Origin of the sequence: Synechocystis sp. FACHB-383, from assembly GCF_014698605.1 — a bacterium.
Lineage (GTDB): Bacteria > Cyanobacteriota > Cyanobacteriia > Cyanobacteriales > Microcystaceae > Synechocystis > Synechocystis salina.
The window spans coordinates 1-16,670 of the sequence record NZ_JACJTJ010000020.1 but is presented as its reverse complement, the minus strand read 5'-3'; the positions used below and the strand labels follow the sequence as shown (position 1 = coordinate 16,670).

Here is a 16,670-nt window from a genome sequence, read left to right as displayed (position 1 = left end):
TTCTCTACCCGATGGACAAATTCTTTCTGATATTGCTCCCAGCGAATGGGCAGATTAGCGGGGTCTTTCTTGAAATGGGCCAACACATCCGCTTGCTTATCGTGGAAGTCTCCCCCGTACCGTTTCAGCCAGTTCTTCGCCAACCAATCGCGGAAATTGGGGTCTAGCTTGCCCTCAATGTTCCAAGGGCCCTGGGGCAGCCAATCAAAGCCTTGGTTCTTACTAGTGCGTTTTTTGGTACGGCGGGCGGCGGAATATTTTTCTTCTCCTTGACCTACAGGTTTTGCAGATGAGTTTTGGCTAACTTCTGCCGTAGCTAGTTTTTCTGGGATTTTTGGCTTAATTCCATTACTTCGTCCATTTGTATTAATTTCTGGATCTGGAATTTTTTCTTTTTCCTCGCTCTGGCTTTCTGAAGAATCTAAGAGAATCTTAAATTCTTTATATAAGGATGAGTCCCAATTTTGGGACTGGGGATTACAATTTTGGGATTTGATTTCCAAGTTTGGGTCTTGAGTCCCATTTTTGGGACTGACGCAAAAGCCAATTATCTTCTGGCTAATCAGTAAACCTGAATCAACTAATTGACCTAGGGCACGGTAAAAGGTGGTCTTGCTGATGCTTAGGGCTTCGTAGGCCCTTTCCCAACTGATTTGCACCTGGCGGTTTCCAAAGGGGTCGAGACGGCAAATCCATAGCCAGAGCTTATGGGCGGACTTTGGTAAATCGGCGGCGATTAACTGATCGATGGTTTGGTTGGTTAGCTTGTAAAATTGAGTCATATTAAATTGTTTTTGGGGGCGTTGGGTGCTTAAGGCCCTCCGCCTTTTTTGTTTTGCTAAAGGATAAAAATTGGAGAAGTAAGTTCCTAAATTGCAATTTCATTTTCAGCATTGCGCCCTTTTTAGCAAATTTGAGACTGATTTGCGTGGATTTACGGAGATAAAGCGCTGATCTGATTGATGCAATTAAGTCTTGAAAGTGTCTAGTTGCAGGTATAAAGGCTTAAGGTAAACCTATGCTAAATAAATTAGATACTGTTTAACTGAACGGCCATGACAAAAACGTGCCTTGATATACAAAAACTCATAAATTTGATGAATGCCACTCATGGACTAATTCCTGGAGCATAACGATCCTCTTCTGTGTGTTACATTGGTATTGGAGCCACCTATTAATCTTTCGGGTTAATTTTAGCACCATTAGTTCAGAAATAAAGTTAATTAAAGTAATGAAGAGAGACTTTATAGAGGTATTTCGTGCCAAACTACATGCCCATGGAATAAAGGGGAAGTTTTTAGCGGCTGAAGCAGGGAGAACCCCCCAGAACATTTCAGAGGTCTTGAACCGTAAGGTATCTCCTTCCATTGACAGTCTCAACGAACTGATTGATGCGGCTGACCGCTTGTCGCCAGGGTTTGCCGATGATTTTTATGCGTCTTTATCCTTTGGAGCCTTATCTCCTGAGCTTTTGGTTAGAAATTTGGATTCTTCTCAGTTGGCGGCTTTGATGTTTGCTATTGGCCAACGCATCCAGACTCATAGTCCTCAAAGATATTTGGAAGTCGGCTAGGATAATTTTTCCTAATTGCACGTTTTATCTAAGTCTGTGCCTTTCTCTTAAGCCATTCCTCCCGTGAGATAGTGCCAGGGGCCAAAACTGTTTGTTTCTCTGGTTCTCGTCGTTGTCCCATCTTGAGGGGCTGGGGTTTTTCTCTTCTCCACAGGTCACGGCCCAGGCCAAACTTGGCGCAACACCTTCTCAGGGCCATGGCTTCTGCATTGGAGCTTGGATCGCCGTAGCTACTACAATCAATGTCCTCGGTGCCGGTGGCCTGCCTGGTCAAACTGCGGTCATCCCCATGGATCGTCAGGGAGCCAGTGAGGGTTAGGCGATCGCCAATCTGTTGGGTGTCAATGATTAACCATTCCCAACCCCCCAGGCCACAAAGGTCGTCGAGCAAGTCTGCTAGGTCATACCAGGCTACAAAATCAACGGAACCAGTTGGTTTTTTATTTTTGTAGGTTTTTTTCTGGCTAATGAACTGGGGAGCAATGGGTTGGCGTAGGTTTTCGAGAATTTCGTTAAGGAGCATGATTTGTTATCCTGAAGATCTTAAGTAGAAGAGTGGTCGCCCTAAGGGAGATCACTTTCTTTTTGGGCAGTTTTTGACTTGCCCAGGTCTTTGGGTTTACTTGATCATCACTGAATACTCCTCAATATCGGCTAATTGGGCAAAAGAACAATCTGGGTTAGCCTGAACGTGTTTTTTAAGCTCCGATAGACGGGGGCTAATTTCGACTTTCATAAATGCCGCTGGTAAGTCTTCCAATGGGCAATTGAGAATAACCTTTGCTGGCTTTTTTCGTAGCGATAAATTTACCGATACTCCACTAACTTTCTTTTTACCTAATTTCTGCATATTGCTAACAAGGTAATTGCGTAACCGCTGGGATTGGTTTTCTGATTGTTCTGCCAAATCTCGTAACCTTCGGTATTCATTTTTACGAGCTTCTGTGATTGCTTCTAGGTGCTTAATGTAAGCGGCAACATTACAGGCTTTAGCATCAAATTCTTTGCCAGTCAATAACCAAGTTTCTAGGATTTCTCCCATTAATAGGTCTTTTTCAGATTCGCTTAAATCTTCCCGGTCTTGAACTTCTGAAATCTGGTCTTCAAGATTGGTAATTTCGTCGGACAGTTCCCAAAGTTTAGGGGTTTTGCTGGTGCTTTTAGTGGTAGTTGTCATGATAAATGTTCCTTAAGTAGTAGAGTGGTGGAGGCCCCAAGGGGGGCTAGGGATTTTGCTAGGGGCTTAGAAATGTAACCAATTGCGGTGGTAGTCTTCCGTTTCCTGGCGGGAATAATAACGGTCGTCGTTGGCCAATTCTTCCTCAGTCAGTACGCTTTCAATTTGGGCTAATAGGTCGTAGGGGTCTGAAAAGCTCACATCGTTTTTGGCAAACTCTAGGGCCTTCTCAATTACCGCAATGATGGGGTTTTCTTGGGTTTTATTTTCCCGGTCGATGAAATAAAGGCAACGGGAGATCGCTTCTTTGGTGTCGTGGTGCATGGTAAAAAATCCTTAAGTAGAAGAGTGGTCAGCCTTTTTAGGACTTGCTGAGGTCGGGAGATTTTAACTTAGGGCTTCCATTTCCTGACAAACTGTTTCCAGTGCATACCAGGCTAAGCAGTTATAAATTAAGTCGAATTCTTCACGGTAACTGCCATATAGAGCTTTCCCAATTTCATCCGTTGAAAAATCACCCTTAATGCAGTTAAAATTTCTGACCATATTGATTACATCTTCTCCTAAATCATCCGCTAATTGGCTTAAGGATTCTAGGATTAATTTCTTATTATTGCGCCAAAATTTAACGGTTTCTGCATAATAAATAAAACCATTAAATCCAGAATCTGCACCATGATTTGCAACGTCTTTATAATGTTGCAATAATTCAGATTTTCCCCCCATTTGACGAGATACAGCTAAGGCTAGGGATGGATTGGACAGTTCACACAATTTGATAATCATAAAAATCCTTAAGTAGTAGAGTGGTCGAAGCCCCCAGGGTGAGGGCTATTGAACTATTTAGAATGGACAATAATCCCGATGTTTGAGAATCTGTTGAATTAGGCTTTCTAATTCCCTTTTCAGGTCTTCTTGCTCAGTTTGTTGTGCAAGCTTATCTAGTTCTTTGCGTAGGCTTTCTAAGTCTTTCATTAGATTGAAAACCCCCAGTCTTTGCAAATAGTGGTCAATTCTTCCGCGAAAGCTTCACCATCTTTTCCTTCCCGGTAGTCGAGAATTGCTTCCTTGACTTCTTCCCACATCCCATCCGGTAATTCGCTTCGCATCATTGAACAGACTGCGGCGATCTCTTTTGCTTCTTGAATGGTCATAATTTTTCCTAAGTAGTTGAGTGGTCTAGGCTTTTGCCTTATGTGCTTATTATAGCAAGTATACATGCAATAAGCAAGGATTTTTCAAAATTCCATAGCCTGTATACCTGCTAGAATTGAATCGAAAATATCAGGTAATTTATGGGTACAAAATCTAGTGGCCGTCCTGGTGGTAATCCAGCCTTAGAAAAATTTCAATTCACAACTGATAAAGATGAGTCGTGTACGGCAATTCTGAATCTCCGTGTTCCGCCGTCGATGTTGGCCAAATTAAAGGCTTTGCCTAATTGGACGGATAGGGCACGGGAAAAATTAAGTGAATTGATTACTGATTAACGCAAAAAAACTTCCCCCCAGGAGAGTGGGCGGGAAGCTGAAAACAATAGGAAAAACTAAGAAAAAAGGGCCAACTGAACAGCGGCAGGGCGGGCCACCCACCAACCCCCCCCCAGGGAGGTAAAACCCCAGCCGGGAGGGGCAGAAACACCAGGGGGCAGGAAGGCCAGCAACGGCAGGCCAGACCCCAGGGCAAAGGCAGCAGAGGCCCAAGAGCCAGACCCCAGCCCACAAAAGCAACGGGAAGACCGGGCCGAAGGCAACAACCCACCAGGACAGCCGGCCGAAGGGAAAAAACACCACAGACCGGCCGGGCCACCAGCAGAGAGGACAGCAGAAACCACCGCCACCGAGCGACGGGCAAAGGCAGAACGGCGGCAGACAGGGAACGGAGAGCGGCAACCGACAACGGGGAGAGAGAGCGGGAACCGGAAAACCCCACAGCAGGGCAGGCCGACAGCAGAGAAACAAGGCAGGGCGACAGGGCAGAAACAGACAACACAGCGCAACCCCCAGGGGAACAACCAACAACCCCATTATAGCACGTATACGCGGAAAAAGGCAACCCAGGGCAGAGCGGCCGAGCCACCCACCGACCAGCCCCCAAAACAAGGCACACCCCCCCTGTCCATTGAAACTCCACGCCCCTCCATCCCGCAGATGAGGCTTGGGTCAAGGCAAGGGCCGAACCGACCAATAAAAAATGCCCCGCAGGGGCAACCACTAGAAGGAGGGTGAAGGCGGAGTTTACCCTTGCCGGGAAAGAGCGTGGTATAATTTTACTAGCAGGGGGTGATTGATCTACTAAAAAATCACACTTTTTTATAAAACTTTTCTAATACTTAAACTATATCTTTCCCCAACTACTTTTATTACTCCATGACTTTTTTTACCATCTATTTCATATATTCCTCCATCTTCTAATATTTTTCTTTCTCCATCATATTCAAACACACAAATTCCACTATTTATAATAATTACTTTTTTATCAAAACAATCTCTATCTCTATGTAAATTTAATTTACTTCCATCTCCATATTTCATCAATAATAAACTATTAAAATCTTCACCATAAAATTCCAAACATCTTTTTTTCAAACCATTATCTATTTCTAATCCTTTAAATTTTTCATTTTTCCCCAATTCAATTCCAACACCAAACCATACCATTTTCCTATCTTCTTTAACTTCTTTACCAAACCATTTCTCTTTAATCATCAAATTATTTTTATCCACACACCAATTTTTAAATTTTACTTTTTCTACTTCTCCTAACTTTTTAAACATCTTTTTCTCCTTTTAAACTTTCTTATATTATATCATTTTTTCTATAATTAATACATTAAATTACTTTTATTTTCAATACACCAATATACCCTTTCTCTCCTCTCTTTTTTCTCTTCCATTCCCCACTAAGTTTTTTTTTGCCCAAGAAAAGCAAAAATCATATTCCAAATAAAATTTTTTCCTTAAATGGAATAACACCAAAAAATTTTGACGAATATGATAAAATTCCTCGTTGCAAAAAAAAACGGTATTTCCGGATCTTCGATTCCTTAGAATCAAAAATAAAAACATCGAATCCGCTCATCTTTCTTGCTTTCCGAAAAAAGAGCTGCGGACTAATCAACCCGTGACCGCTGACTTTGACCGGACTACAAAAAGGGGGAAGGGTTAGGGAAGGGGGTGTCCCCCCCCCTCTTGCGGCCTTGGGCAGGTAGTCGAGTGAAATATTTATTGCTCTGACCGACTAGGCCACAGGGTTTTATCGTCGAATATTAGAATTGTCCTTTGCCCTCTTGCTTTCTTGCCCCCACTCGGGGGGCCGCCGGTCAGTGGCTTTGGGTATTGATGATTAGCTTTCGTCCGGCGGGGGGGTGGGGAGGCAGTAAAAAAAGGGAGGGACGACGACCATAAAGTGCCGGGAATCACATCTTTATTCTTGCTTTCTTGATATTAAAGTTTATTGTTTTTATCAAAACTAATTGTTTTTCTTTGGATTAAATAAAACTAAAAATATGCTCAAATTTATAGTCATTGCATTACTTGCTGGATTAGCAGGCTATGCTCTTGGTGTTATGGCCGGAATCTTCATTGTCAACAATTTTTCTACTAATGTTCAGGACAAACCCTTGGAATTAGCGATGACCTCAGTCTTTTTCTTTGGCCCAGTTGGAGCTTTTATAGGATTGATTATTGCGGTTGTATATCAACTTTTACGTCGATATTTATGAGTGCTTTATATCCCTTATAAAAACTGCCTACACCCTCAATGCAAGGTGGTAATCCACGGTGCCATCAAATATAGACCCCACAGAAAGCCGGGCTTTAGCCGGGCGGACTTTGCTTACCATTAGTAACCATAATATGAAGCTGGTTATTGTTACACCGATTACTGGGTCTTTTTCTCCAATGGCGATCGCCCCTAGAATTTGATTATGTTCGATAATCTGTGCAAATTTATGGCTGAATCATTTTCTGAAGATTATATTGCATTGCCTGAGTATTTAGTCCTTTTAAGCAACTCATACAGTTTTTCAACAGATTCGATACTTATAAGTGCCTTAGATGTCAGGAGCTTAGCAACCACTGCACGAGATATCTCAAGCATATTGTGATAGTCAGATTCACTTATATTCTTGTTGCCTGAATGTACAATTGCTGATCGCAGCCCATACAATTTCTTAACCTTTGCTTCGATTTCTAGCCTATCCTTGATGTCCTTACCAAGAATAAGGGCTGTACCCTCTGATATTTGGTTAAGAATAGACGGGGTTATTATAGCTTTCTCACTATAAGTGAAAATAATTTCTAGTGCTATTGCGGACTTAAGAAATGCACTTTGAGGTAAAGGTTCAGCTATTGATTGTCCGATCCATTCAATAGCTAAAAGAATTCGTTTTTGAAATTTATTCAAGTTATTACTGCTGGCAATATTCCAAACATATTTATAACCTGCCTCATCATTTAAAAAATATGGATCATCTAGTGGTATTAGCTCAAATGAGCCATGATTGCTTGCTGAATTAAAGACTTCGCCATCATCAGAGAAAATATATGCGCGTCGATGACGCCAACCTTGATAATTTAATATGCCAACTTCAAAACTTGATGTGGTATTTCCAATGACATACCTCAAGATTAACTCGAACCGTTCAAACGCCTGATCTGCAATTTCGACCGCTTTTTCAAAATGCCTGGCTGTGGCTTGCCACTCAATTAAATATTGAGGAGAATCTCCAAACCAGATATTTTGTGAATTCAACTTTGTTTTTGACTCAATAGTGTTTTTTTGTGACTGAAACTCATAAACTGTATATTCACCTAGCGATAATGGAGAGCTTGGGTTATTAAGAATAACTCCGTGTATATCTCGAAATACTGAAAATGTCTTTTTCTTTTCTGCTTTTAGTTTTTCACAAAACAAAGCCACATTTTCTTGTTTTACAGAGCTTCTTTTCAACATGAAATCACTAAAATGATTGATGAATAAAGACTCATATTTTTTTAATGTATAAGTTCTCTCAATTTCAGAATCTGAGGAAAATGCATTACTAATCGCATTAAAATATTTAAATTTATTTTCATCTACAAAGTTTATTGTATTGTTCCCAAGCCCAAAGCTCTGAAACGAAATATCATTCCTTCCAAAATAGTCGCCTATTTCAGACAACTCTATTATTTCGTTCACAACTTTTAATAGACTCATAATTTTCCTTTGCAATATAAATAGTGAATATACCGCAGATCTTGGCAATAGCGTGACACAGCAAGTGTGAATTTTATATTCCGGTGTGTTGATCTCCGTTAACCCCTAGTAATTTTTATCGTAGTTTCCGACTGTTAAGGCGATTCTAACTAATGAAGACCTATGGCGATCGCCGAAAGAGCCGCTTTGCCGTGTTTCATTAACCCCTAGTAATTTTTGGATTATCATCCATGGCTTTAATGCACGGTGGTAATCCACGGTGTCATCAAATTTAGACCCCATAGAAAGCCGGGCTTTAGCTGGGCGGACTTTCCCTCCCATTAGTACCTACATTCCGCAGGTAGAGGAAAATAAATAATAATTAAAAGAAGAATAGAGTGGAGGTAATAAAGATGGAGCCCGAACTACAAGTAGAAAGTCTAGACCACCTGGGACTAGTAGCCGGGGTGATAGACGAATTGGGGTTAGTAGAGTTGACAAACGAACTACTGCCAGGTCATCACCAAAATCATTTGAGCAGTGGAGAGGTGGTCAAAGCAATGATTCTGAACAGCTTTGGATTTCTGAGTGCGCCGCTGTATCTGTTCAGCGAGTTCTTTGAGAGTAAGGCAATGGGGCATTTCCTGGGGGAGGAAATAGAAGCCAAGCACCTGAACGATGACCGCCTGGGCAGGGTGCTAGATGCCCTGTACGAACGTGGGGTAACAATGTTCTTTTTGAGGGCAGCCCTACAGGCAGTAGAGCGATTCAAGGTGAGCACAGAGCAATGTCATCTGGATTCAAGTTCCCTGTCAGTGCAGGGGGAATATAGCAGAGAAGGGGAGGACGTTAACGCCATCGCAATTTGTCGAGGCTACTCCCGAGACCACAGACCAGACCTGAAACAGTACATAGTCAACCTAGTGTGCAGTCGTGATGGAGGAGTGCCCCTGTGGTTAAAAGTAGCTAGTGGCAACCAGAGTGATGGTCCAGGATTTGCCCAGATTGTGCAGGAATTTCAGGAGCAGTGGGAAATGGAGAGTCTGTTTGTGATGGATGCGGCCTTCTATAGCCAGTCCAACGTAGAGAAAGTATCCCAGTGGAAATGGTTATCACGGGTGCCCCAAACCATTGGAGTTGCCAAAAAGCTGATTCAGGGTTCGAGGGAAGACTGGAGCCCGGTCGAGTGTAATCTTCCCGACTATCAGATATGGGAGAGCCAACAGAATTATGGGGGACAGCAACAGCGGTGGTTATTGATTGAGAGTGGCAATCGCAAAGATAATCAAGCCCTGTGGGAAAAAGAACTAGATAAATCGGAGAAAAAGCTCAAAAAAGAACTTAAACGGCTTCAAGGAACTGTTTTTGCCTGTCAGCCCGATGCCTATGAGGCCCTTCTCCAATTCACAGAGTCCCTGGAATATCACCAGTTGGTTCAGGCGAGTCTCCAACCTGTCCGTAGTCAAAGGGTACCGGGACAACCCCGTGGACAGAAATCAGCCATGCCAGTAGAGGGGTATCGCATCCGGGCACGGTTGGAACGCAAACCCGATGTTGAGACCCAACTCACTCAGCAATCGAGCCGTTTCATTTTGGCTACCAATCAGCTTGATACCCAGCAATGGCCTCCCCAGAAACTTCTCGAGGAATATAAACAGCAACAACGGGTAGAGCGAGGTTTCCGTTTCCTCAAAGACCCACTTTTTTTCACTAGTAGTGTCTTTGTCAAAAAGCCCCAGAGGGTGGAAGCCCTAGCTCTGATCATGGCTCTTACCCTTTTGGTCTATGCCCTTGCTGAGCGCAAATTACGGCAGAATCTCGCTCTTGCCCAGGAGACGGTACTTGACCAACGTCGGCGACCCACCGATAAACCCACTTTTCGCTGGATTCTGCAGAAGTTTCAGGGTATTCACCTTGTTGTACTCAATGGCGTACAACAGATTACTAATCTCACTGATGAGCGCCGACGCATCATTCAGTTATTTGGTATTTATACTTCTCGTTACTACCTACTTACAAATACTACTCTTACCTGCGGAATGTAGGTTAGTAACCAATAAATACTTCTGGCGATCGCTAAGATTTTCTAATTTCTCTGACTTAACGCTGTGCTCTGCGGAAAATTTGTCCGGCAGTAGTGCTTTCATAAGCCTATTCACCCACTGTTTCTTTTATTAATCTCTCTAGCACATTCTTTATTCGCTTGAATGAGTTTGGGAGATTTCTATGGGGAGTATTAGCAACTACATGAGTTAGGTGTTCCGGGCACTTGATTTGCTTATGTCGATTTACTAGGAGCTCATACTTATTTTGACATGCCACAGGAATATTTAATTTGCTATAGAATAGCTGGGTAGCGGTATCGGAAGCAACAAGATCTGTTTCAAGATTATACTTCATGCAAATAACGTTATATCTCTCTAATAAATCTAGTGCTCTACTATGATTATTTCGCAACAGTAAAAGCAAATTGCTTCTGTCGCTTCGATTAGGGATAATATGCTCTATAAGTCCCTCGTCAGAATAATTATTCGCATACTTTGGAAAACCATTTCCATACCTGCTGGTTTTTAATTCCCCGTTTGAATAAGGGACAAAAAAATCTTTATCGACAATCAGTACATATTTCAATTTTAGATCATTGAGAAGAAATAGCGGGTATTTAAGATTATTGATCCCATCGAGGTTTAAAATTGACACTGGATAATCATCAATATCTACATTTCTTTGAAGGAGAAGCTGTTTTACCACTCCTGCGTCAGTGCTACTTTCTACAACAATTATCAATCTGCTATAAAAAAAATCACTATTTCTGTAATTATGGAATTTATAATACTTCAATTCTTCAATACCATAATGAACCCAAAAATCATCTCTAACGTGGCTTAGCTCTGTTTTAAAGCCTCGCGATGTATCCTCTTTTTTACGAAAAAGAATTATATTTTCGTGTCCAAGCGAATCTATAATTACTGTTGAGTGAGTTGTAAACACTACCTGAGATTCAAATGAGTTTTGCCCTGGCGTCAAAATTCGTTTTACGAGTTGTCTTTGTGATTGAGGATGTAAGTTTGTCTCAGGCTCTTCTATTCCGATAATGATATTTGCACTATTCAATGACCCAAGCATTCTATACAGTGCAATAATCGTGAGGCTTTGGACTCCATTCCCGCAGTCATCAATGCGATGCTCGCTCCCATTTTCAGTTATCGAAAACTCTAGACTTGAAAGGAAATCAGAAAAATGGATATTAGAGCTAAATCTAAGATCAAAATCTAGTTCTGATCTATCTCCGTAGTAATCATTAAGCTTATTGCTTATTTGCTTCAATGCATTTTTCTGTAGGTAATCTGCAGCATGTGAAAATTTTGGAGTTACAGTATCTCTTGTCTTAAATTTATCATTCAGTAGTGCAGATACTACACGTTTAATCGCCTTTTCTTCTTGCCACTTTAATTCTTCTTTGCTTCTTGTTGGAGGAATAAATACAAAATCAACGTGCTTTTTTATTTTTTCTATAAAATCTAAACCAATGCTTGTAGGATTGGGGTTTTTATATGAGAGAGTAAAGTTTTTTGTTTTTGGAAGGTATTTTAGTTCTATTTTTAGATAGCCTGTGTGTGAAGCACTTTGAATGTCCTCATCATTTGGTAGATCAGAAAACGTTAGCATTATGCATGATTGGCTTCTATTGGAATATTCATGACTAGAGTTGTAGAAAAATGCCTTTTCCTCATCTAGATTGAAAAAAGCATTTAGTGCTCTAAGCAATGAGGATTTGCCTACATTATTTTCCCCCACAAGCGCACAAACTGACTCAATACGAAGATCGCATTTTTCGATACTTCTGAATCGCTTTATCCCAATTCTACACAATTTCATTTATATGAATATCTCTCAACGTTTACCGACTAGCTTAACTAGTGAATATACAGTAAATGTAATATATCTACGTTATTTTGGTGGAATATTGGTGCAGATTCTTAGGAATAGTGTGAGAGTAAGTGTGGATTTTACATTTGGGTATGGCGATCGCCGTTAACCCCTAGTAAAGTCTGGTGACAGTTGGGGAATGTCATTTTGATCCTGACGCACTACGTTGGCTTTTTGTCTTTACTTAGATAAAACAAACCTAGATTTTGACTGCCTTTACAGAACCCTTTGGCCGCCCTCCCTTTTGGCCATTCTCACGGGAAGCTCGCCGCTTAGCTTCAGAAGTCTGTTTTCCCCCTTGACGACCAATCTCTGCCATCCAAGCCTTCGTGCCGAAAATTCCTTGAACCAAGCTGAGAATACTAAAATCCGCATCTAGACTTGGCCAGTGCACACTTAACCCCGCCCGATCCAACCAAACATCATTTAATTGCTCCACTGTTGCCCCCTGCAAACCCTGGATCAAATCTGGCGGCACGGCAAACTGTGAACCATTAGCGAAATAAAAGACAATTAAATTCCGTTGATGGTCATATTCAACCTGACGGACACAGGGGCCGGCATTTTCCTCGGCGATCGCCGTTTCTTTTGCCTGGGCTATTTGGTTGGCAAGGGCCTCCTCGCTAAAATCTATTGTCCAATTACGTGCCATGAATCCGGTTCCACTCCTGCAAAAATAATTCTTGGTGTTCGGCCACTAGCTTTAATGCCCTGATAGCATCCCGATTAGTGATACTGGGGTCAATGGTCACTAATGAGGGAGCTTGATCCTCTGAACCGAGATTGATCTTAATCCCCGGTTGATTGCGGGAACTTTTCCGACCCGGAAAGACGTGAACATGGGCAGGGACATGGTCGTTGGTATAAATGAAAACCGTTAGGCCATGCCTAGAGTCTTCAAAGATTTTAGGCATAATCAATTGATGGATAAACCTAGAATAACCTAAGCAGTTAGGTTTATTCAATCCTTCTCACTGCCGTTAAATTTCCCAGGAAAACTTGGCGATCGCCAACTAGCCCCTAGTAATTTATCTAGTCCTTGCTTTCTCGCCCCCACTCGGGGGGCCGCCGGTCAGTAGCTTCGGGCCTTGATAATTAGCTTTCGTCCGGCGGGGGGGTGGGGAGGCAGTAAACAAGGGGAGGGACGACGACCATAAAGTGCCGGGAACCATATCTTTATTTTTGTCTTCTGGATATCTAAGTTCCAAGTTTTAAAGCTTATCTCCTAGTAATTTCTGGTGATTACTTAAGATTTGGGAGTTTCGTAAAGAATTATTAACTCTTGTTTTTTACTTTCAGACAGTTGGTAGCAGCCAATAAGCTTATTAAAGTTTGAGGTTTTTCCTGGAACAGATTGTCGGTGATCGCTCTAGTTTTGAGCGTTATCAGGAAACTTTTTTATGATTATTCCATTTGGGGTTGATATACAGAAGCTTTCCTTAAAGTCAATACTTAGGTAGCTTAACTATAATTTTGTAGATTCATTAAGGAATTTTTATTATGGGAGAGTGGTCTAGAAGAATTGGTGAAGTAGGAGAAGAAATCGTTGGAGAATTCCTTGACTTGATAGGCTGGGGAGACTCACAGCGTAACTTAACTCTTCCCTGTATGAAAGGTTTACGCCATGGAAATAGTGGAAAATCTCGAACAACACATGGGATAGATTATTTATTTTCTTATGAGTCTCAGCTTTCTAACAGGACACTTGACCACTTAGTGATTTCAGTCAAATACACACTAGATCCATATCCTGCAAACTCAAACAGCAAATTTAAAGAGCACTTTTTGGATTTGGCTAAAACAATGGAATGCTTTAAGGGGTCAGAAATTCGCCAGTCTTCCAATAGCCAATTTTCAGGTATAGATCGTGCCAGAGAAACAGGAGTACTGTTTTGGCTTAGTCATGACACTTCAGACACAGGTGACGTAATTCAAAAAGTTTCAGGTGCCCGCAATCTTGATGATTATAATTATGGCTCAATTTATGTGGTAGATAATAAACGTGTGAGTTTCATATACAATACTGTTAAATATTTATCAAGTAATAGACCAGATTCAGATATCGAATTCTTTTATCCAAATACTGGCAAAAATTACAATCCTATTAATAAAGAAACATCAGGTAAAATCCTTCCGGTAGAGTTTGTCAACTCTAGTGTGCTACCATTAAAGCTTAGTAACAAAGATGATAGTAAGACTTTTGTTGTAGCTGTGATGGATGATTTTCAAAAAGATAATTTGAAGAGATTGATGGGACTTTCCTATGAAATTACATCAGACTTCGCAAAGGATACACTGATTTTATTTCCGAATTTTGATCGTATCCGTCATGAAAATCAGGTGAGCGAGGCAAAATCTAGTTTTAGAGATAAGAGATTTACCGAAAATGTTAGAGTTTCTAGTTATCGAGCAGACTTTAGGAATACGAGCAATGAATAAAGAGCCCGAAGATATCGATCAAATTCTGCCTTTTGGAGAATTATTACGCGGATTTATGGAGCAATCATTTGTAGGAAATGGTGATCTTAAAAATATACTCAGAAATCGTGGAATATTTACAAATAATACTGAGAAACACTATACTATACCAATTTTGTCATCTACAATTTTAAGTCCAAGTGAATTTGATTATTTGAGAGAATGTCAAAATTCAAAAGAAGATAATCCAAAAATTATTACGCAAACAATTGAATGGAAATCAAAAGAAACTTTATTTGATAGCGCGCCAGAAAATTTAAATATTAATTCTATTTTAGATCTAGAATTTTCTAATTATAAAGTTGTTGGAAGCCCAAATTTTGTTGCTATCGAAGGTAATCCAAATTATATAAAAATGGATTTTTTGGTTGAACGGGAAGATATGTCGAAAAACTGGTCTACTAATAAGAATGTATTTCCAGGTAGTTTAGAATTAAAAAAGATGGAAGATGAAGATGAGATTAAGCTGATCGTTACACACACAGCAAATGAAACTAAATACGTTGCATCGAAAGTTTCTAATAGCTTGGTAAGACATTTTAAGGATAAAGGGCATATAGATCAATCTAAAAAAATTGAAAAGATTTTATTTTCGAGATTTTCAAATTCTGGAAGGATTATATATCTTCTCTCGTTGACAGAGAGCTCTATTTCTACAATTCTTGATTTTGTCGATATTGTAGATATTGAGTTTTCACCGGACACTAATAACCCTCTTCCAAAAGGGATTGATTGGATGCAACAAAAAATTAATGATCTAAAATTAAATGGTAATGCTTTACATCAAACTTTCTTTTTTAGTGATAAAAGTTATCACGAGTTTTTAAGCCTTTACCAGGTGGATTCTAAATTTAAATTTGATGTTAAAGGATTTACTGGGCAATGTGTCATATCGGTAGGATTTCCAGATTATGGAAAGACAAAGAATCTTAATGCAGAAATGGAAGTAAATATTAAAAGTATGTCTTTTAGTATTCCACCAAAAGGAGTTAATAAGTCAGAAATAAAGCAAATTTTACTAAAAGAAATAGAGGATCAAAAAATCAAAAATTTTAAACAATATGGACTTATTTAAAACATTCAAAAATGAGTGATATTTACTATGAACTGTTATTTGACAACAAAGCAGAAAAAGTTAATAGAGAAATTCTATACTGTATTTTAATGATACTCACTACCTCTTACTTTTGCTATTAAAATTCCGATCGCCAACCAACCTCTACTTATTCTGCTGCCGCCAATCCCAAGGGCGTTCAGCATTGCCATTAGCCCAAACCCCACCTTTATTGGAAATCGCCTGCTGTTCCAGGAATTCATACTGCTCTGCATTCTCAGGGCATGACTTGTTATAACGTTCATAGTAGTGGGCCATACCTGCCAGAATCATTTCTCCATTGACTCCCACCTCAATCCCTGGAGTGTCAGTCATTGCAAAAACTTCCACCACACTACGTCCATACTGATCTTTTTCCGCCCCCATCAGAATAATTTCTCGATTATCCGTCAACATTGACCGGAGATAATCCCGTGCTTCTATTCCCCCAGCCTGCTTAATTTCCGGGGCATCAATGCAGGCTAACCTGACCTTAATTTCCTCATTAGTCACGTCGGCCACGGCCCGAAAAGTATCGCCATCATGGACTGAGCCAGGCTTGACCCGCCAGGTTTTGTCGGGAGTCTGGTTTTCAGTGACCATAGTATTTTCAACCATCTCTTGCATTTGCTCTTGATTACAAGCAGTAATCGTGGCGGCGAATAGGGCCAGGACTAACCAAAGATTTTTGTGCATATTGTTAACTATAAAATCCGGCAATTATAAACGTCAAAGCTGAAATTGATGAACAAATAAAGCAAGAAAAAAAGCCATAAATCGGTAACAAAAAGAGCCTTGACAAAAAGAGAGGGACATATAAAATAGCCCCACTCAATGACACTCACTGTAATTATGAAGTACAAAATACTTTCCAGTCTAGCCTTGGCTGCACTGGGCATAACGGCGATCGCCCCTAGTGCCTTTGCCAATCCAACGGTGGGGCGCGAAACCCGCACAGGAGACATATACGTTTCCGGTTTGGGTAGTTATCAATCCATCAAAGGGGAATATTCATCCCTTCCCAGATCAACCAATAAAAACGCCAACGAGTGCGGTGTGATCAAACTAAGTGGTTCCTCCACCAGCTTGCCCATAAATGCCGGAGATACTTTCAAACTAAATGGAGGTGCGGACATTGCCTTTAACTCTCTGGTGGTGGAAGCAGAGCCAAAATGTTCCAACGGTGTGTTGGTGGGTAATCCTACTCCATCCGCCACCCTGAAAGACTCCAACGGTAACGT

The 16,670-nt window shown here is 40.8% G+C and carries 19 protein-coding genes and 1 pseudogene; 7 read left to right on the top strand and 13 right to left on the bottom strand.

Going from position 1 to position 16,670, the window contains the following annotated elements:
• Positions 1–782: pseudogene (locus H6G45_RS04610) on the bottom strand (hypothetical protein); the annotation flags it as partial.
• Between the two features lie 449 nt (positions 783–1,231).
• On the opposite strand from H6G45_RS04610, the gene H6G45_RS04605 reads away from it, so the two are divergent.
• Positions 1,232–1,573 (top strand): helix-turn-helix transcriptional regulator, encoded by a 342-nt coding sequence (locus H6G45_RS04605; protein ID WP_144428771.1) that lies wholly within the window; start codon positions 1,232–1,234, stop codon positions 1,571–1,573.
• Between the two features lie 28 nt (positions 1,574–1,601).
• Here H6G45_RS04605 and H6G45_RS04600 read toward each other — a convergent pair whose 3' ends face one another.
• From H6G45_RS04600 to H6G45_RS04570, 7 genes are all read right to left on the bottom strand, one after another.
• The gene (locus H6G45_RS04600; protein WP_190597064.1) at positions 1,602–2,096 is read right to left on the bottom strand and encodes a Rad52/Rad22 family DNA repair protein; all 495 of its coding nucleotides are present in this window, start codon (positions 2,094–2,096) and stop codon (positions 1,602–1,604) included.
• 96 nt (positions 2,097–2,192) lie between these two features.
• Positions 2,193–2,750, bottom strand: a complete 558-nt coding sequence (locus H6G45_RS04595; protein ID WP_190597062.1) for a siphovirus Gp157 family protein — start codon at positions 2,748–2,750, stop codon at positions 2,193–2,195.
• A 66-nt stretch (positions 2,751–2,816) separates the two neighbouring features.
• On the bottom strand, positions 2,817–3,074 hold the full coding sequence (locus H6G45_RS04590) for a hypothetical protein (protein ID WP_190597060.1): 258 nt from the start codon (positions 3,072–3,074) through the stop codon (positions 2,817–2,819).
• Between the two features lie 63 nt (positions 3,075–3,137).
• A complete protein-coding gene (locus H6G45_RS04585) occupies positions 3,138–3,536 on the bottom strand; it encodes a hypothetical protein (RefSeq protein ID WP_190597058.1) in 399 nt (132 codons plus the stop codon).
• Between the two features lie 188 nt (positions 3,537–3,724).
• Complete coding sequence (locus H6G45_RS04580; protein ID WP_190597057.1) at positions 3,725–3,904, bottom strand: hypothetical protein; 180 nt, start codon at positions 3,902–3,904, stop codon at positions 3,725–3,727.
• Positions 3,905–4,296: 392 nt separating this feature from the next.
• Positions 4,297–4,590 (bottom strand): hypothetical protein, encoded by a 294-nt coding sequence (locus H6G45_RS19440; protein ID WP_242018044.1) that lies wholly within the window; start codon positions 4,588–4,590, stop codon positions 4,297–4,299.
• A 472-nt stretch (positions 4,591–5,062) separates the two neighbouring features.
• Positions 5,063–5,527 carry a hypothetical protein gene (locus H6G45_RS04570; protein WP_190597055.1) on the bottom strand — a complete coding sequence of 155 codons (465 nt, stop codon included), beginning with the start codon at positions 5,525–5,527 and terminating at the stop codon, positions 5,063–5,065.
• A gap of 731 nt (positions 5,528–6,258) precedes the next feature.
• Between H6G45_RS04570 and H6G45_RS04565 the strand changes: the two genes are divergently transcribed.
• Together H6G45_RS04565 and H6G45_RS19350 are read left to right on the top strand one after the other, a co-directional pair.
• A complete protein-coding gene (locus tag H6G45_RS04565; RefSeq protein WP_190597053.1) occupies positions 6,259–6,474 on the top strand; it encodes a hypothetical protein in 216 nt (71 codons plus the stop codon).
• 58 nt (positions 6,475–6,532) lie between these two features.
• Positions 6,533–6,676, top strand: a complete 144-nt coding sequence (locus H6G45_RS19350; RefSeq protein WP_206754988.1) for a hypothetical protein — start codon at positions 6,533–6,535, stop codon at positions 6,674–6,676.
• A 49-nt stretch (positions 6,677–6,725) separates the two neighbouring features.
• Here the strand turns inward: H6G45_RS19350 and H6G45_RS04560 are convergent, their stop codons facing one another.
• Positions 6,726–7,949 carry a HEPN domain-containing protein gene (locus H6G45_RS04560; protein ID WP_190597051.1) on the bottom strand — a complete coding sequence of 408 codons (1,224 nt, stop codon included), beginning with the start codon at positions 7,947–7,949 and terminating at the stop codon, positions 6,726–6,728.
• Between the two features lie 392 nt (positions 7,950–8,341).
• On the opposite strand from H6G45_RS04560, the gene H6G45_RS04555 reads away from it, so the two are divergent.
• Entirely contained in the window at positions 8,342–9,973 is a 1,632-nt protein-coding gene (locus H6G45_RS04555) for an IS1634 family transposase (RefSeq protein WP_190597049.1), read from the top strand.
• A 106-nt stretch (positions 9,974–10,079) separates the two neighbouring features.
• On the opposite strand, the gene H6G45_RS04550 is transcribed toward H6G45_RS04555, so the two are convergent.
• From H6G45_RS04550 to H6G45_RS04540, 3 genes are all read right to left on the bottom strand, one after another.
• Positions 10,080–11,807 carry an AAA family ATPase gene (locus H6G45_RS04550; RefSeq protein WP_190597047.1) on the bottom strand — a complete coding sequence of 576 codons (1,728 nt, stop codon included), beginning with the start codon at positions 11,805–11,807 and terminating at the stop codon, positions 10,080–10,082.
• Positions 11,808–12,057: 250 nt separating this feature from the next.
• Positions 12,058–12,510, bottom strand: a complete 453-nt coding sequence (locus H6G45_RS04545) for a DUF2442 domain-containing protein (protein ID WP_190597045.1) — start codon at positions 12,508–12,510, stop codon at positions 12,058–12,060.
• Entirely contained in the window at positions 12,500–12,772 is a 273-nt protein-coding gene (locus tag H6G45_RS04540) for a DUF4160 domain-containing protein (RefSeq protein ID WP_190597043.1), read from the bottom strand. Before H6G45_RS04540 ends, H6G45_RS04545 begins: the two co-directional genes overlap by 11 nt.
• 586 nt (positions 12,773–13,358) lie before the next feature.
• On the opposite strand from H6G45_RS04540, the gene H6G45_RS04535 reads away from it, so the two are divergent.
• Entirely contained in the window at positions 13,359–14,297 is a 939-nt protein-coding gene (locus tag H6G45_RS04535; protein ID WP_190597041.1) for a hypothetical protein, read from the top strand.
• A complete protein-coding gene (locus tag H6G45_RS04530; RefSeq protein WP_190597039.1) occupies positions 14,290–15,411 on the top strand; it encodes a hypothetical protein in 1,122 nt (373 codons plus the stop codon). The genes H6G45_RS04535 and H6G45_RS04530 overlap by 8 nt, the downstream gene beginning before the upstream one ends.
• A 144-nt stretch (positions 15,412–15,555) precedes the next feature.
• On the opposite strand, the gene H6G45_RS04525 is transcribed toward H6G45_RS04530, so the two are convergent.
• Complete coding sequence (locus H6G45_RS04525) at positions 15,556–16,125, bottom strand: thermonuclease family protein (RefSeq protein WP_190597037.1); 570 nt, start codon at positions 16,123–16,125, stop codon at positions 15,556–15,558.
• A gap of 156 nt (positions 16,126–16,281) precedes the next feature.
• On the opposite strand from H6G45_RS04525, the gene H6G45_RS19435 reads away from it, so the two are divergent.
• Positions 16,282–16,670, top strand: a 389-nt coding sequence (locus tag H6G45_RS19435; RefSeq protein ID WP_242018043.1) for a hypothetical protein, incomplete at its 3' end; no start/stop codon positions are given.

What these genes read in the sequence shown, in the direction of transcription:
- H6G45_RS04605 (WP_144428771.1), top strand. Translation starts at nt 1,232, where the DNA reads ATGAAGAGAGACTTTATAGAGGTATTTCGTGCCAAACTACATGCCCAT.
- H6G45_RS04600 (WP_190597064.1), bottom strand. Translation starts at nt 2,096, where the DNA reads ATGCTCCTTAACGAAATTCTCGAAAACCTACGCCAACCCATTGCTCCC.
- H6G45_RS04595 (WP_190597062.1), bottom strand. Translation starts at nt 2,750, where the DNA reads ATGACAACTACCACTAAAAGCACCAGCAAAACCCCTAAACTTTGGGAA.
- H6G45_RS04590 (WP_190597060.1), bottom strand. Translation starts at nt 3,074, where the DNA reads ATGCACCACGACACCAAAGAAGCGATCTCCCGTTGCCTTTATTTCATC.
- H6G45_RS04585 (WP_190597058.1), bottom strand. Translation starts at nt 3,536, where the DNA reads ATGATTATCAAATTGTGTGAACTGTCCAATCCATCCCTAGCCTTAGCT.
- H6G45_RS04580 (WP_190597057.1), bottom strand. Translation starts at nt 3,904, where the DNA reads ATGACCATTCAAGAAGCAAAAGAGATCGCCGCAGTCTGTTCAATGATG.
- H6G45_RS04570 (WP_190597055.1), bottom strand. Translation starts at nt 5,527, where the DNA reads ATGTTTAAAAAGTTAGGAGAAGTAGAAAAAGTAAAATTTAAAAATTGG.
- H6G45_RS04565 (WP_190597053.1), top strand. Translation starts at nt 6,259, where the DNA reads ATGCTCAAATTTATAGTCATTGCATTACTTGCTGGATTAGCAGGCTAT.
- H6G45_RS04560 (WP_190597051.1), bottom strand. Translation starts at nt 7,949, where the DNA reads ATGAGTCTATTAAAAGTTGTGAACGAAATAATAGAGTTGTCTGAAATA.
- H6G45_RS04555 (WP_190597049.1), top strand. Translation starts at nt 8,342, where the DNA reads ATGGAGCCCGAACTACAAGTAGAAAGTCTAGACCACCTGGGACTAGTA.
- H6G45_RS04550 (WP_190597047.1), bottom strand. Translation starts at nt 11,807, where the DNA reads ATGAAATTGTGTAGAATTGGGATAAAGCGATTCAGAAGTATCGAAAAA.
- H6G45_RS04545 (WP_190597045.1), bottom strand. Translation starts at nt 12,510, where the DNA reads ATGGCACGTAATTGGACAATAGATTTTAGCGAGGAGGCCCTTGCCAAC.
- H6G45_RS04540 (WP_190597043.1), bottom strand. Translation starts at nt 12,772, where the DNA reads ATGCCTAAAATCTTTGAAGACTCTAGGCATGGCCTAACGGTTTTCATT.
- H6G45_RS04535 (WP_190597041.1), top strand. Translation starts at nt 13,359, where the DNA reads ATGGGAGAGTGGTCTAGAAGAATTGGTGAAGTAGGAGAAGAAATCGTT.
- H6G45_RS04530 (WP_190597039.1), top strand. Translation starts at nt 14,290, where the DNA reads ATGAATAAAGAGCCCGAAGATATCGATCAAATTCTGCCTTTTGGAGAA.
- H6G45_RS04525 (WP_190597037.1), bottom strand. Translation starts at nt 16,125, where the DNA reads ATGCACAAAAATCTTTGGTTAGTCCTGGCCCTATTCGCCGCCACGATT.